Genomic DNA, 14603 nt, shown 5'->3' on the forward strand with positions numbered 1-14603 from the left:
GACGAATGGATGATTTATTACAATAATGACCGAACTCATCAAGGAAAAATATGCTGTGGCAGAACGCCATTAGAAACTTTATTAGATGGAAAATTGATCTGGGCTGAGAAAAATTTAGCTCAAATATAGACTGACAGTCACCGATTAAAAAACGGGTAACTGTAAGATCAAGTCTGAGCTAGTACAGCTTAACCGACCTACAACAATACAAAAGCTGATATTGCTAAAGAGCAACATCAGCTTTTTTGTACACATTTGGACTATTTTCGCAGTATTGTTTATCTACTGGCTCAAGCTTAATTTTTTTACCGGCATTTACTACTACGCATTGAGTGTTTTGATCGAGTTTTTGTTTTTGAATTACGGTAAATTCACCTTCGCTGGCAGCGTATAGATTATACTGATATGCATCGTTGCCGCCTTCAAACAATGCGGTAAATAACCCTCCAACTAACCCGCCGATTATTGCCCCACCTATCATTTCTTCTGTATTGCCATCTAAGCTATCTACAAACCCAAAACCAGCTCCTGCGGCTATGCCTGTACCCACTTCTGATGAGAGTGTGACACGTTGCATAGATTCTACCGAGGCGTAATAGCGTTTAATTATTTGATTTTGATCGTTACGGTCAACACCTTGTGATGCGCAACCCGAGAGGAGTAAAACAGCAATTAACGATTTTTTCATGTTGATTCTCTATTTGCTTATGTTGATATAGAAATAGTAAATCTTAAAACATAAAAAATATGTATGTGCTTTGTATGCAGCTGTGAGAAGTTGTAAATGTATGTATAAAATAAAACACCGAGTAAGCTTACTCGGTGTTTATGTAGCTATATTACTTAAATTTAAAACTATTTTATTACATATCCGCTAAAGCCTAGTGCTTTAAAATACAGCTTCGGAATGCCAAATTTGCACTCATTTAGCAATTCGCTAAAGCGCATTCTATCAAGCGGGTAAAACTCATTTTCTAAGTCGTGCCCTGTTTGTGTTTTACCTGTTTCGGTTAAACCCAATTGCGCGCACGTTGTAAGCTGAGCTTCGCGCTCAAATGAAGTTTCGGGGCGCATTAAATCTGCAATATAAAGGTTGGCGTCTTTTTTAAGGCTTCCTTTAATTGCTTTTAATAACTCTTTTTTATCGCCGTTATCTTCTAAAAAATGCATAACTAATAAACATAAAACGGCATCGGCTTTAACCGATAACTTATCAACGGGGCCATTATGTATATCTACGCGGCTTGTTATGCCTTGTTCATCAAATTGCTGCTGTGCGATAGCAAGCATATCGGCTGATGTATCTTGCGCAGTAAATTGCCATGTAGGGTTTAGTGCAGCTAGTGCAAGTACTTCTTTGCCTGTGCCTGCCCCTACTACCAAAATATGCGCATTGTCGCTTAGCGTTGCTTGTAGTTGCGCATTAGTGAGCTGATGTAATAATTCATAACCAGGCACTAAACGGGTTATGCGGCTATCGTATTGTGTTGCTTGCTCGCCTGTAAACGTTGGCATTGTATCTCCTTGTTTTCAGTAATGTTGCTTATAAAACTTCAACTGTGGAATATCCACCTGGCTTTTTGGCTACATGCACTTGAGTGGCTACACGCTCGCTCATTTGTGTTACGTGCGATATAACGCCTACTTTTCTGCCTTGTGCTTGCAAAGAATCCAAAGCGTCCATTGCAATGCTTAGGGTTTCGCTGTCTAACGTACCAAACCCTTCGTCAATAAACAAAGAATTGATTTGTACTTTGTTAGACGAAAGCGATGCTAAACCAAGTGCAAGCGCTAGCGATACTAAAAATGACTCACCGCCCGAGAGCGTATTAACAGAGCGTTGCTCGTCGGCCATGTCGCGGTCGATAATTGCAATGTCGAGCGTTTGCGCTATGGCGGTTAATTCGTAGCGTTTGTTGAGTGTTTTTAAATGGCTGTTGGCATAGTGCAGTAATATTTTTAACGTTTGTGTTTGTGCTAAGTTACGCATGGTTTTACCCGTTGCATCGCCCAATACTTTATTAAGCAAGTGCCACTGCTCTACCTGTGTTTTAAGCGTAGTTAACTCAGCTTGTTTGCCTTCAAGCGCCTTTGCGTTTTGGTTGTGTTGCTCAATAGCGGTATTAGTTGCTAGTAATGAATTTTGCAGCTGCGTTTGTTGCTCATTTAAGCTGCTTAATTGCGTACTTAAAGCCTCTGCACTTTGTGTTGGCTTATCGCTACTGTTGTGTTTTCCAAGCGTAAGTTGCTGCTGTTTTAATGCGGCATTTGCATCTGTTAACGCTTGAGTTAACTGCTCGTGTTGATTTAAATGTGCTTTAATAGTATCGCTACTGAGCGTTAGTAAAATTTTGACCTGTTCGTGCGTTACATCGCTGTATTGCGCTTTAAAGTCAGTAAACCACTGGTTATAACGTGCCTCAAGTGTTGCTAGTTCTTGGCTGTTTTCAAGTAAGCGTTGCTCCACATTTTTAAGCGTTATAGCGTGCTCATCTCGTTGTTTTATAGCGTCGTCATAGGCTTTATGACTCGCTTGAACCTGCGATTGCATTTGCTCTTGCGCACTTGTAAGTTTTGCTTGGTAGTCGTCTGCGCTTATTTGCTCGTTATTAAATAAAGCTAAGCGCTCACTTTGCACAGTGCTTAGTAAATTTTTAGCTTTAACAAGCTCTTCATTAAGTGCTTTTAACGATTGCTCGCTTTTACTAACAAGCGGTGTGAGCTGCTTTATTTGCTCATTAGCTGTGTCTTGACGTTTTTGGCTTTGCTCAAGTTGCGTTTGAGTTTGCTGATACTGCGAAACCTGCTCGCTCAGCTCGGTAAGTTCAAGCGTATTGGCTTGTAGTTGCTGCCAAAAATCACTGTTTTCAAATTGGCTATTAAGCGTTGTACCCAGCTCGTTAATTTGCGCGCTTAGTTCGCTATGCTTACTCGTTAACTGGTTTTGCTGGTGTGTAAGCTCAAGGTGTTTATTACTCAGTTGCTGCTGTACTTGCTGCTCTGCTTTAAGTGCTGCTTGTAGCTCATTTACTTTAGTTTGCAGTGTACGTTGACGTTTTTGTTGCTCAAAGTATTGCGCTTTTTGCTGCGTTAGTTGCTTATAAGTTACTTCAAGCTGATCAGGCGTTAAGTCGTTAAGCTCACTACGTGCGCCTAGCATGGTATTTCTAATGTCGAGCTGTTTGGCTTTTGCTGTTTGTATTATTTGCTCAAGTTGTCCGTGTTCAGCAGTTAATACAGCATGTTGAGTTTGAAGTTTATGCAGCTCGCTTTGTGCATGGTCAAATTGCTTTTTAGCGGTATTAAAAGCATTTTCAAAATCAGTAATTAAGTTATTTAATTGCTGATTTTGATTTACCGCATACGGATGCTCCGTTGCGCCGCACACTAAACAAGGCTCATTAGGGCGAAGCTCAGTGCGTAAATGCTCTACGTTTTCGCTGGCTCTTAAGCGCGCTTGGTTAAGTGCGTACTCGCTGCCTTTAAGTGCTTGCTCGCTGGTTATTAAATGCTGATTAAGTAAAGCATGGGCTTGCTGGCTTTCATTTAGCTGCTGATTGAGCACTTGCTGGCGTTGAGTGCTTTGTTTTAGCTCTGCGTTAAATTGCTTATAGCGCTCTCGCTGCTCTTTTAAGTAATCAATACTTTTTAGCTGCGCGTCGCAGTGCTCTGCATTAAATTCATTAAGCTGAGTATTTAAAACCTGCAAAGCTGACTGCTCGCTCGTAAGTAACGCCTCGCACTGCTGCACTTTATTACTTTGTGTATTTAAATGCTTGCTCTGACCTGCAAGCTCGGTATTAAGAGTTTGGCTTTGTGCAAGGTTTGCAGTTAATTGCTGTTGTGCATTTAAGTAGGTATTAAAGCTTTGCTGATAGTAGCTCCAGTCTTTTGCTAAAACGTGCAGCTGTGCATGCTCACTAAGCCATTGCTGGCTTTTAGTTGAGTCGGTATTAGCGAGTTCTAGCTCGTTATTGCTTTGTTTAAGCTGCTGATTGAGCTCATCAAGTTGAGTTTGCTCTTTGGTTATTTGCGACTCAGTGCCTTTTACAGCTTGAGTTTGCAAAGCAATGCTGCTGTCGAGCTCTCTCGCTCTTGCTATAACGGGCGCTGCATTTTGTTTTTGCTCATTGGCGTTATTAAGTAGCTCGGTATACTTAGCAAGCGCGGTGTTACGCTCGTTAATTACCGCTAAATGATCAACACTTTTAAGTGATGTTATTTGCTGATCTAACGCCGTATTTTGATCGGTTAATTGAGTAAAACGGCTGCGGTTATCTTTTATTTCAAGCGTTTGTTTAGCTTGTTTTGCTTGCTCGCTTTGAACAACGATACTTTCAAGCGCTAAGCTTGCTTGTTGCTGGGTTTGCTGTGCCTGCAGTAAATTTTGCTCAAGCACTGTAGCTTGTTGATACCAGTTAAGTGCTTTTTCGGTTTTGGTCAGCTCTTTTTTAGTGTGTTCGGTTTGCGCTTTTAAATCGGTTAACTTGGTTTGTTGTAACTCAAGATCATCGGTCGTTAATAAGGTATAGCTTTGAAGGCCTGCTTTAAGCGCTTCAAGTTTTGCTACTTGCTCTTTATGGCGCTCAAAAATACGCACGCCAATACGGCTAAATTTATCAGTGCCTGTTAAACACTCTAAAAGCTGCGCTCGCTCATCGCCAGTGGCTTTTAAAAATGCAGCAAACTCATGTTGCGCTAAAAGTACGGCACGGGAGAACTGCTCAAAGTTAAGCCCTATTTTGCTCTCAACTTCTTTTATTGTGTGGCTTTTGTCAGCTATAAGGGTTTCGTCTGGCAGGGTTAATAAAGTGTGCTCTGCTACTTTAAGTTTGCCTGTTACTTTTTTATGGGTGCGTGCAATTGTATAGCGCGCACGATAAAGCTGTTTATCTTGCCCTAAAAAGTCGACCTCGGCGTAGCCTTCCCACGTACCTCTGCGTAGTAAGTTTCGCGCATCATTTAGCTTAATGCTGTCGCCGTTAAATTCAATTAAGTTACCTTTATCGCCGCGTAGCCTCGCTGTTTTAGTATAAAGCGCTAAACAAATCGCATCTAAAAAGGTACTTTTACCAGCGCCTGTATCGCCTGTTATCGCAAATAAGCCTGCATCTTTTAATGGGGCTTTAGTAAAGTCTATTTCAGCGTCAACTATTGAGGCTAAATTATGAATACGAACTGCGGTTATTTTCATAGTTGTTCTTGCTCCGTGAGCTCGTTTATCACATCACTTAAAAGTGCTTTTAGCTCATCGGGTACGCTTTGCCCTGCCATATCTTTATCGTTTGCAAATGCTTGTTCTAATAAGTTAAGCGGGTTGAGCATTTCAACTTCGCTTAAATCTTCAAATACGGTGTTGTCGTCATTTTGAGTCGATTGCTCACGTACACGTTCAATACCACAAAATTTAATATGCTTGCCTTCAAGTGCTTGTTCTATTTGTTCTCTGAAGGTGGTGTCGGTATCGCTTGATTTAAGCTTTACACGTAAATAAGGCGCTATTGTATTTTGTGCAGTGTCGAGCGCTTTAATTTGCTCGCATAGTTCGCTTAATGGCACACACTCCCCTTTTGGTAAAACAATTACATCGGCAGAGCGCGGAATGTAAAGGGGGTTTACAGTTGTACTAATATGTTGTTTTTCATCAATAATAAACTCAATAACATTTACTTGGTGCGTGTAGTTACGTTCTGAAAACGACATAGGTATAGGTGTGCCGCTGTAGCGAATAATATCGCTTTTAGCGACTTGTTGCGCTTTGTGTAAGTGCCCAAGGGCAACATAGTTGGCTTGTTTACCAAATACATTGGCTGAAATAGACTCCTCACCACCTATTACTAAGTTACGCTCAGAATCACTTGAGATATCCCCGCCTTTTGCGTGTAAATGCCCCATAACTATTAATGGTGAGTTTTGCTCGTTTATATTAGTAGCTTGCTCTAATGCAAGTTCATAAGCTTTTGCAACGCCTTGAGCATAACTAGGGCCGCTTTCGGTTTGGCTAAGTAAACTTACATCGCTTACACGTAAAAATGGCATAGCGACGATTACAGCGCGTTTACCATTGGTATTTATGGTAATAACAGTTTCATCGGGTGTTGCGACATCAAAGCGCCCTACTACGTGCGTATCAAATTGCGCTAGTAATGGCTGAGCTGCCAAAATACGATTTGCAGAGTCGTGGTTACCCGCAATAATTACTACGTGTAATTGTGGGGATGCCTTTTTGGCGTCTTTAATAAATTGGTAAAGCTGATTTTCGGCGCTAGCGCTTGGAGTCGCGGTATGATAAATATCGCCAGCCACTAAAAGTAAGTCTATTTGTTGTTCAACAAGAGTGGCTAATAACCATGTAAAAAAGGCTTGATGCTCAACACGGCGGTCGTGTTCGTAGAATTGTTGGCCAAGGTGCCAATCTGAGGTGTGGAGGACTTTCATGTCGCGCTCTTAATTAAACCGTAAGAGCGCCAATATACCCAAGGCAGTTAAAGATGCAAGCCTAAGCCGTGTATTACCTTAGGTTAAACTGTACCAAGCTGAAAAAACAACCGGTAATGCTAAAAGTGCCATTAATAATGGAATTTTTAACGTTTTAGTTTGTTTTGCGTGTAGCGCCTTTAATGCATTAGTTTCGTTGCACGCTGCTACTTTATCGATATAAAAATAACCCGAATCGAGATACTGCTTACAGTTATTCTCACTTGCTGGAATCGCAATTAGTTCTTGTTGTTTTTTTAGGATGTAAAAATCCATAAGCCCACCGCATTTCTTGCTAGTAATCGATATTAATTTGAGGATAAATGTGACGAATTTATTTGCCTCAAATAAAAAGGTTGGCGATTTTAAATATAAACTGCACTAAAGATCAACCTAAAATTGCACTATTTATCATTTATCATTTATCGTAAAAATAGCGAACATTAAGGAAGTTCGGCAATATTTGAGCCAATAATTCAGCTGTTTTCACTGTATTTTTGTTCAGTAGAGTGGGCTTTTAGCTCATTTTACTTGTTGGAAATTTGAGACACTTATACATAGGATTATTGGTTTACCTGATAATGTTAAAGCAATACTTTTTTAGCAGCGTAGGTAAAATTAATGTGCTTTTACCAAGCTCTAAAACTTGTATTTAACAGCTCAAAACCATTATTAAAACCCACTTTTGTAAAGCCCCTTTACAGTTTTTATTTATTCGTATTTTGTTACAAAATAATTGTACTTTTCAATCTAATAAACTAAGTGAACATCACCCTAAAAATACGGTACTTGGTCGCTAATTTATTGAAGCTAACTGGTATATTTGTCAAAGTATGCTCACAAAATTATATTAGGACTAACAATGAAAAAAATAGGTCTTACGCTAAGTGCTTTTGTATTGCCTTTGGCAATATCTAGTGCGGTTATGGCGTCTTCGGTTGAGCAAACAAAAGGTTCTTTTGTTGATAAATTTCGTCAATTAGACGAAGCGCTTCCTACACCCAACGTTTATCGTAGTGCCGCTGGCGAACCAGGTGAAAGATACTGGCAGCAACGTGTAAACTACGATATTGATGTAAAGCTAGATGAAAAAAAGCACCGTATTACCGGTAGCCAAAGCATTGAATATAAAAATAACTCTCCGCATACACTTAAATATTTATGGTTACAGTTAGATCAAAATATTTTTAAAAGCGATTCAATTGCCGAAACAACTAAAACGTTTAAAAGCACTTTAGAAAGCCTACCAGCTCAAAAGCCTGCTAAATTAAGTTTAGGTGACTTACGCCGTCAGCAATTTATGAGCGACAACGAACTGGGTTATACAATCAGTGGCGTAAAGGATGACGATGGTAAAGAGCTACGCGTAACTGTAGTTGATACTTTAATGCGTATTGATTTAAACGAGCCATTAAAACCAGGTAAAGAAGTAGAATTTAGCATGAACTTTGCCTTCAACATTGTTGAAGAAGATGCTGTAGGTGCACGTTCTGGTTACGAGCACTTTGAAGAAGATGGCAACGACATATTCTTAATTGCTCAGTGGTTCCCTCGCTTAGCGGCTTATACCGATTACGAAGCATGGACAAACAAGCCATTTTTAGGCTCTGGTGAGTTTACGCTTGAGTTTGGTGATTACGATGTTGAGATTACTGTTCCGGCAGATCACATTGTATCGGCAACAGGTAAGCTTGATAACGCGAGCAAAGTACTTACAAGTACTCAGCGCAAACGTTTAAAGCAAGCTGAAACATCTAAGCGTCCTGTGTTTATTGTTAACGCAGAAGAAGCGCTAGAAAACGAAAAAGAAGGCACCGACAAAACTAAAACGTGGCACTTTAAAGCACAGAATGTTCGTGACTTTGCTTGGGCGTCGTCTCGTAAGTTTATGTGGGATGCAAAAGGTTATCAACAAGGTGGTGACGTTCAGCCTTTAGTTATGGCAATGTCGTTCTTCCCTAAAGAAGGTGGTGACTTATGGAAAAAGTACTCAACTGAAGCGGTAGTACACACAATGGAAGTGTACTCTAAGTATTCTTTTGATTACCCGTACCCAACTGCACAGTCGGTTAATGGCCCCGTTGGTGGTATGGAATACCCAATGATCACCTTTAACGGTCCACGTACTAAGTTACAAGATGATGGTACTCGTACTTATTCTCAGGCTGAAAAGCGCTTTTTACTTGGCGTAGTTATTCATGAAGTTGGCCATATTTACTTTCCGATGATTGTGAACTCAGATGAGCGCCAATGGACGTGGATGGATGAAGGCTTAAACAGCTTTTTAGATGGTGTTGCTGGTCGTGAATGGGATCCTACAATTCCTTGGGGTGTTGAGCCTCGCGATATAGTGAGCTACATGAAGTCTGAAAACCAAGTACCTGTTATGACTCAGTCAGACAGTGTATTACGTTTAGGCCCTAATGCTTATACTAAACCTGCCGCAGCCCTTAATATTTTACGTGAAGTAATTTTAGGCCGTGACTTATTCGACTTTGCATTTAAAGAGTATGCTCAGCGCTGGAAATACAAGCGCCCTACCCCAGCTGATTTTTTCCGTACAATGGAAGAAGCCTCTGGTGTTGATTTAGATTGGTTTTGGCGTGGCTGGTTTTACACCACAGACCATGTTGATATCTCTTTAGATAAAGTATATCAACTACGTTTAGACACTAAAAACCCTGATATTGATTACAGCCGTTTACGTGATATTGAAGCAGATAAGCCTACGTCATTATTTGTTGAGCGTAACCGCGCCGAAGGTAAAAAAACATGGGTTGAGCAAAACCCTGATGTTACCGATTTTTATGACGAAAACGACCGCTTTACTGTAACCAATAAAGAACGTAACTCGTACAATAAGTTTGTAAAAGGCTTAGAGCCGTGGGAGCGTAAAACGCTTGAACGTGCTTTAGAAGAAGATAAAAACTACTACGTTATGGAATTTTCAAACCTAGGTGGTTTGGTAATGCCTATATTACTTGAGCTAACATATGAAGATGGCACAACTGAAGAGCGTTATATTCCTGCTGAAATTTGGCGTCGTAATTATAAAAATGTTCAAAAGCTAATTGTTACCGATAAAAACAAACCGCTTGTATCAGTTACTGTAGATCCTAATTGGGAAACTGCGGATGTAGATATTGAAAATAATAACTACCCTCGTCGTATTATTCCTTCACGTATTGAAGTGTTTAAAAAGGAAAAGAGTAAAGCTAAAGTAAGTCGCGATATCATGCAAGATATTAAAACTGAGCTTAAAACTGATGAGAAGAAAGACGAAAAAGATAACGGTGAGGAGCCGCAATAATGCGCTTTTTGCTTATTATTGTTTGCCTTTTAGTTGCTGCGCCGAGTATGGCGCATCAACTAAAATCGTCAGTTACAACCGTGCTTTTTAATAAACGAACGCATAATGTTGAGTTAATGCATCGCTTTTATTTACATGATACCGAACACGCCGTAGGAACATTATTTAAAGGCAAAATTGATATTATTAGTAATAAAGCCGATCAGCAACGTTTTGCTAAGTATGTTGAATCGCATGTTGCTCTACAAACGTTAAGTGGTGAACCTTTACCACTTAACTTTGTGGGAGCACAAGTTGATGGTAAGTTTTTTTGGGTTTACCAAGAAGCACCAATTCCTGAAAACATTGAAGGAATTAAAATGAGCAATGGCGCGCTTCGTGATTTATGGCCATCTCAGGTAAATATGGTAAACGTTGAGGGCAAAGGTAAGATTAAAACTTTAAACTTTGCACAAGATGATACTTGGCTCGAAGCCCGCTTTGAGCAAAATTAACAGTTAAAACTTCCCCAACCAACGCGCACTGCAGTTAATGTGCGCGTTTTCTTCATACGTTTAAACTGCGTTCATTTTTGATCTGGTATATGTAAATTTACGTAAAAATTGGTAGTTCAATTTGTATATTTACCATTTTTTGCGCATGCTACAACTACCAATTATATTTACTGTATTATCAATAGATTGATAGCAGTGCAAATAAATAATTTAAATATAGTTAGTTTCATTTATCCCTTTAGCTATAACTGGCTTGGGCATAAGCAGTAGAGAATTTTATGTTTAAATTTTATTTAGTAATAACTAAATTCAGGGAATGATATGACTACTCAGGTTGAGGCTATTTTTGGAGTGATTTTTGATTTAGATGGAACATTAGTTTCATCCGAACTAGATTTTGCATTAATAAAGGCCCAAATAGGTTGCCCTTGCGAGCAAGACTTACTTGATTACATTGCTCAGTTGCCCTCACCGTATATGCGTGAAGAGGCAATGAATATAGTTCACCAACACGAATTAATAGATGCACAACATGCCAGTATATTACCTGGTGTGAGTGAAGCTATTCATGCTTTAAAGTCTAAAAATATTCCGATGGCGATTGTTACTCGCAATTTTGATAAAGCAGCGGCAATGAAATTACAAAATAATCCACTCCCTATCAGCACAGTTTTAACGCGAAGCGATGCCCCAGCAAAGCCAGATCCCAGCGCTTTAAATGCCATTGCTACACTTTGGAACATTAACGCCAGAAATTTACTTTATGTAGGCGATTACCTTTACGACATTCAAGCTGCGCACAATGCAAATATGCGCGCGTGTTTATACGCTCCAGAGTCAACGCCTGCTTATGCCGATCAGGCAGATTACGTTTTACATGACTTTGTTGAATTAGTGACATTAGTTGAGAGTTATTCTGAAAAAATAGAGTTATGTTAAATAGCATGCCATTTGATTTATTCTGAAATGAGTATGTAGTTATAAAAGTTTTTATTAATCAAGTTTTGCCCATTGCGGAGCTAGCCCAATACGTTTTGAATTGGTAAAATACCGCAAAACGTAACGTATTCATTAGGGGCACAAAATGGGCAGAGCATTTGTAGTTCGTCAAAGTTCTATGATCAAAACAGCCAATGCAAAAACAAAAGTAAACTCAAAGTACGGCAAAGAGATTTACGTTGCAGCAAAAAATGGTGATCCCGATCCCGAAGTAAACCAAACACTTCGCCGTCTAATCGAAAAAGCTAAAAAAGACCAAGTTCCCGCACACGTTATTGAAAAAGCAATTGAAAAAGCAGCCGGTGGCGCAGGAGAAGATTACTCTGTTGCCCGTTATGAAGGCTATGGCCCTGGTAACTGCATGGTTATTGTTGACTGTTTAACTGACAATCCGAACCGTACTATCAAAGATGTACGTTTACCATTTACTAAAACAGACTCAAAAATTGGTACTCCTGGCTGTGTAGCGCATATGTTTGATCATTATGCGGTACTTGGCTTTGCAGGCGATGACGATGAAGTCGTATTAGAAGCATTAATGATGGCTGATGTTGATGTAAGCGATGTTGAAGCCGAGGATGGTAAAATATCAGTATTTGCACCGCCAACAGAATACTTTAAAGCTAAAACTGCCCTTGAAGACGCATTTGAAGGCATTAACTTTGAAGTAGACGAAATTACGTTTATTCCTCAAGTTAATATTGAAATTGAAGACGAAGAAGTTGTTGCTAACTTTGATAAGTTTATAAATATGCTTGAAGATTGTGACGATGTACAAAATATTTATCACAATGCCATTGTAAAAAATTAAACGTAAACGGTTAAAAGCTTTAAAAAGCGTGTTTTGTGTATGCAAAACACGCTTTTTTACGTTTAAATAAATGTTAGATATTCATGTGTATTATGCTTATTTGAATATATATTTTTAAAATGCCTTAAAAGTGCTGTTATTCTAATTTTAGGCGATAAAAAACCAGCTTTAAAGCTGGTTTAGTACTTAATTTTAACTTTGATTAAGCAGTTAAAGCGTATTCGATTTTTGTGCTTTATATTTTATACGGTAGCTATGTAGTAGTGGTTCAGTGTACCCACTAGGTTGCGTTACGCCCTCTAAAACTAATGCCGTAGCGGCTTGATAGGCAATGCTGTTATTAAGGGTTTCTTCGCTTGTTGCCATAGGTGTATACGCAGTGTCATGCTCGTTTTGTCCATCAACCACTTTGGCCATTTTAGCCATTGTTGATTTTATTTGCGCTTGTGAGCACACGCCATTTAGCAACCAATTAGCCATATGCTGGCTTGAAATACGCAGTGTGGCTCTGTCTTCCATTAAACCTATATGGTTAATGTCAGGTACTTTTGAGCAGCCTACGCCTTGATCAATCCAACGTACAACGTAACCTAAAATACCTTGTGCGTTATTTTCTAGCTCACTTTGAATATCTTCTTTTGAAAGCGTTTTAGGGTCTGCCATTAGCGGCGGTGTAAGCAGGTCATTAAGGCTCGCAATAGTACGTTTAGCTATACTTTGCTGCTCAGTAAATACGTTTATATCGTGATAATGCATTGCATGCAGGGTAGCGGCTGTAGGGGAGGGCACCCATGCAGTATTAGCGCCTGATTTAGGGTGCGCTTGTTTTTGCTCCATCATTAATGCCATTTTATCTGGCATTGGCCACATGCCTTTACCTATTTGTGCTTTATGACTTAAGCCACAAGCAAGGCCAATATCGACGTTGCGATCCTCATAAGCTTGTATCCATGGTTGCTGCTTAATCTGTGCTTTTGGAAGCACAACGCCCGCTTGCATAGAGGTATGAATTTCATCGCCGGTACGGTCTAAAAATCCAGTATTTATAAATACAACACGCTCTTTAGCTGCATAAATACACGCTTTAAGATTTACAGAAGTACGTCGTTCTTCATCCATAATCCCCATTTTAAGCGTGTTTTTAGGTAAGCTTAGCGCTTCCTCTACTAAGCTAAATAAAGTGTTAGTAAATGCCACCTCTTCTGGGCCATGCATTTTGGGTTTTACTATATTAATACTTTGCGCGCTTGAATTTTTGATACCTGTTTTTTTATTTAGGTCGTGCAGGGCAGCAGTGGCTGTAAACATCGCATCCATAATGCCTTCAAACACCGGTTGATTAAACACATCAGTAATAGCAGGGTTCATCATTAAATGGCCAACGTTTCTTACAAACATCATGCTACGGCCTTTTAAAGTAACGGTGCCGCCATCAAGTGCGGTGTATGTTTTATCACTTTGCAGGGTACGCTCAACAGTTTTATCGCCTTTTTTAAACGATTCAACTAAGTTACCTTGCATCAACCCAAGCCAATTTTTATAAACTTGTACTTTATCTTCTGCATCTACCGCAGCTACTGAATCTTCACAATCCATAATGGTGGTAAGAGCGGCCTCTAGCACTACATCTTTTAAACCAGCCTTATCAGCTTGGCCAATAATGTGGTGGTGATCGATATGTAGCTCTATGTGTAAGTCATTGTTTTTTAATAACACTACAGTTGGGTTTTGTGCTTCTCCTTGATAGCCAATAAGCTGAGATGGGTTAGCTAATGTGGTTTGAGAGCTGTCACGCAAGGTAATTAAAAGTGCGCCATCTACTACTGAGTAATTCGTGCTTTCTATATGCGAGCCATTGGTCAGCGGCAATGCTTTATCTAAAAACTGGCGAGCGTAGGCCATTACCTTAAAACCACGAACAGGGTTGTAGGTATTACCTTTTTCAGCCCCGTCATCTTCGCTTAACACATCAGTACCGTATAAAGCGTCGTATAACGAGCCCCAGCGAGCGTTAGCGGCATTAAGTGCAAAGCGTGCATTACTTACAGGCACAACCAACTGAGGGCCTGCTGTAAGGGCCACTTCGGGCTCTACATTTTGGGTTTCAATTTCAAAGTTGGCAGGCTCTTTAACTAAATAGCCAATATCTTGCAAAAAGGCTTGGTATTTAGCGCTATCCCAGGTTTTATTAGCAAGATGGTAGTCGTCTATTTGCTGTTGAAGCAGCTCTCGCTTTTCAAGCAGTGCCTTATTAATAGGGGTAAGTGTTTGAACGATATGTGCAAAACTTTGCCAAAATTGTGACTCACTTAAGTGAGTGCCTGGTAGCAATTGATTTTTAACGAAATCAGCGAGTTGTGTATCTACGCTGAGTCCTGAATGTGTGAGAGTGTGGGACATAGTTGCCTTCCTTTAAACGGTCGCGATGTTGTTGTGTGCTTGTGCGTAAGGCAACAATAACTCAAAAAGGCAATGTTGAGTGCTTTTTAGCTATTCACAAAATGTATAGCCA

At 39.8% G+C, this 14603-nt stretch carries 10 protein-coding genes and 1 pseudogene; 5 read left to right on the plus strand and 6 right to left on the minus strand.

The window, feature by feature from the left end; all coding sequences use genetic code 11:
- A pseudogene (locus H5159_RS18995) lies at nt 1–129 on the plus strand (IS481 family transposase); the annotation flags it as partial.
- Nucleotides 130–223: 94 nt separating this feature from the next.
- On the opposite strand, the gene H5159_RS19000 reads toward H5159_RS18995, so the two are convergent.
- The 5 genes from H5159_RS19000 to H5159_RS19020 all read right to left on the minus strand — a co-directional run bounded on the left by H5159_RS19000 (nt 224) and on the right by H5159_RS19020 (nt 6753).
- Nucleotides 224–688, minus strand: a complete 465-nt coding sequence (locus H5159_RS19000; protein WP_182692390.1) for a hypothetical protein — start codon at nt 686–688, stop codon at nt 224–226.
- A 167-nt stretch (nt 689–855) separates the two neighbouring features.
- On the minus strand, nt 856–1515 hold the full coding sequence (locus tag H5159_RS19005; protein ID WP_182711965.1) for a class I SAM-dependent methyltransferase: 660 nt from the start codon (nt 1513–1515) through the stop codon (nt 856–858).
- A 28-nt stretch (nt 1516–1543) separates the two neighbouring features.
- Nucleotides 1544–5194 carry an AAA family ATPase gene (locus H5159_RS19010; protein ID WP_182780838.1) on the minus strand — a complete coding sequence of 1217 codons (3651 nt, stop codon included), beginning with the start codon at nt 5192–5194 and terminating at the stop codon, nt 1544–1546.
- Nucleotides 5191–6438 carry an exonuclease SbcCD subunit D C-terminal domain-containing protein gene (locus H5159_RS19015; protein ID WP_182780839.1) on the minus strand — a complete coding sequence of 416 codons (1248 nt, stop codon included), beginning with the start codon at nt 6436–6438 and terminating at the stop codon, nt 5191–5193. Before H5159_RS19015 ends, H5159_RS19010 begins: the two co-directional genes overlap by 4 nt.
- Nucleotides 6439–6516: 78 nt before the next feature.
- On the minus strand, nt 6517–6753 hold the full coding sequence (locus H5159_RS19020; RefSeq protein WP_002959190.1) for a hypothetical protein: 237 nt from the start codon (nt 6751–6753) through the stop codon (nt 6517–6519).
- A 586-nt stretch (nt 6754–7339) separates the two neighbouring features.
- Here H5159_RS19020 and H5159_RS19025 point away from each other — a divergent pair.
- From H5159_RS19025 to H5159_RS19040, 4 genes are all read left to right on the plus strand, one after another.
- Nucleotides 7340–9787 (plus strand): M1 family metallopeptidase, encoded by a 2448-nt coding sequence (locus H5159_RS19025; protein WP_182780840.1) that lies wholly within the window; start codon nt 7340–7342, stop codon nt 9785–9787.
- On the plus strand, nt 9787–10281 hold the full coding sequence (locus tag H5159_RS19030; protein WP_007583614.1) for a DUF6702 family protein: 495 nt from the start codon (nt 9787–9789) through the stop codon (nt 10279–10281). Before H5159_RS19025 ends, H5159_RS19030 begins: the two co-directional genes overlap by 1 nt.
- A gap of 321 nt (nt 10282–10602) precedes the next feature.
- Nucleotides 10603–11220 (plus strand): HAD family hydrolase, encoded by a 618-nt coding sequence (locus tag H5159_RS19035; protein ID WP_182694230.1) that lies wholly within the window; start codon nt 10603–10605, stop codon nt 11218–11220.
- Nucleotides 11221–11365: 145 nt separating this feature from the next.
- Nucleotides 11366–12091: a YebC/PmpR family DNA-binding transcriptional regulator gene (locus H5159_RS19040; RefSeq protein ID WP_182715949.1), complete on the plus strand. Its 726-nt coding sequence runs from the start codon at nt 11366–11368 to the stop codon at nt 12089–12091.
- A gap of 210 nt (nt 12092–12301) precedes the next feature.
- Here H5159_RS19040 and H5159_RS19045 read toward each other — a convergent pair whose 3' ends face one another.
- Nucleotides 12302–14491, minus strand: coding sequence for a malate synthase G (locus H5159_RS19045; protein ID WP_182780841.1), 2190 nt, complete (start codon nt 14489–14491; stop codon nt 12302–12304).
- Between the last annotated feature and the right edge of the window lie 112 nt (nt 14492–14603).

This window comes from Pseudoalteromonas sp. SG43-1 (genome assembly GCF_014164415.1).
Classification (GTDB): domain Bacteria; phylum Pseudomonadota; class Gammaproteobacteria; order Enterobacterales; family Alteromonadaceae; genus Pseudoalteromonas; species Pseudoalteromonas distincta.

Bases quoted from the DNA above. Each gene is read 5' to 3' on its own strand.
- H5159_RS19000 (WP_182692390.1), bottom strand. From the start codon at position 688: ATGAAAAAATCGTTAATTGCTGTTTTACTCCTCTCGGGTTGCGCATCA.
- H5159_RS19005 (WP_182711965.1), bottom strand. From the start codon at position 1,515: ATGCCAACGTTTACAGGCGAGCAAGCAACACAATACGATAGCCGCATA.
- H5159_RS19010 (WP_182780838.1), bottom strand. From the start codon at position 5,194: ATGAAAATAACCGCAGTTCGTATTCATAATTTAGCCTCAATAGTTGAC.
- H5159_RS19015 (WP_182780839.1), bottom strand. From the start codon at position 6,438: ATGAAAGTCCTCCACACCTCAGATTGGCACCTTGGCCAACAATTCTAC.
- H5159_RS19020 (WP_002959190.1), bottom strand. From the start codon at position 6,753: ATGGATTTTTACATCCTAAAAAAACAACAAGAACTAATTGCGATTCCA.
- H5159_RS19025 (WP_182780840.1), top strand. From the start codon at position 7,340: ATGAAAAAAATAGGTCTTACGCTAAGTGCTTTTGTATTGCCTTTGGCA.
- H5159_RS19030 (WP_007583614.1), top strand. From the start codon at position 9,787: ATGCGCTTTTTGCTTATTATTGTTTGCCTTTTAGTTGCTGCGCCGAGT.
- H5159_RS19035 (WP_182694230.1), top strand. From the start codon at position 10,603: ATGACTACTCAGGTTGAGGCTATTTTTGGAGTGATTTTTGATTTAGAT.
- H5159_RS19040 (WP_182715949.1), top strand. From the start codon at position 11,366: ATGGGCAGAGCATTTGTAGTTCGTCAAAGTTCTATGATCAAAACAGCC.
- H5159_RS19045 (WP_182780841.1), bottom strand. From the start codon at position 14,491: ATGTCCCACACTCTCACACATTCAGGACTCAGCGTAGATACACAACTC.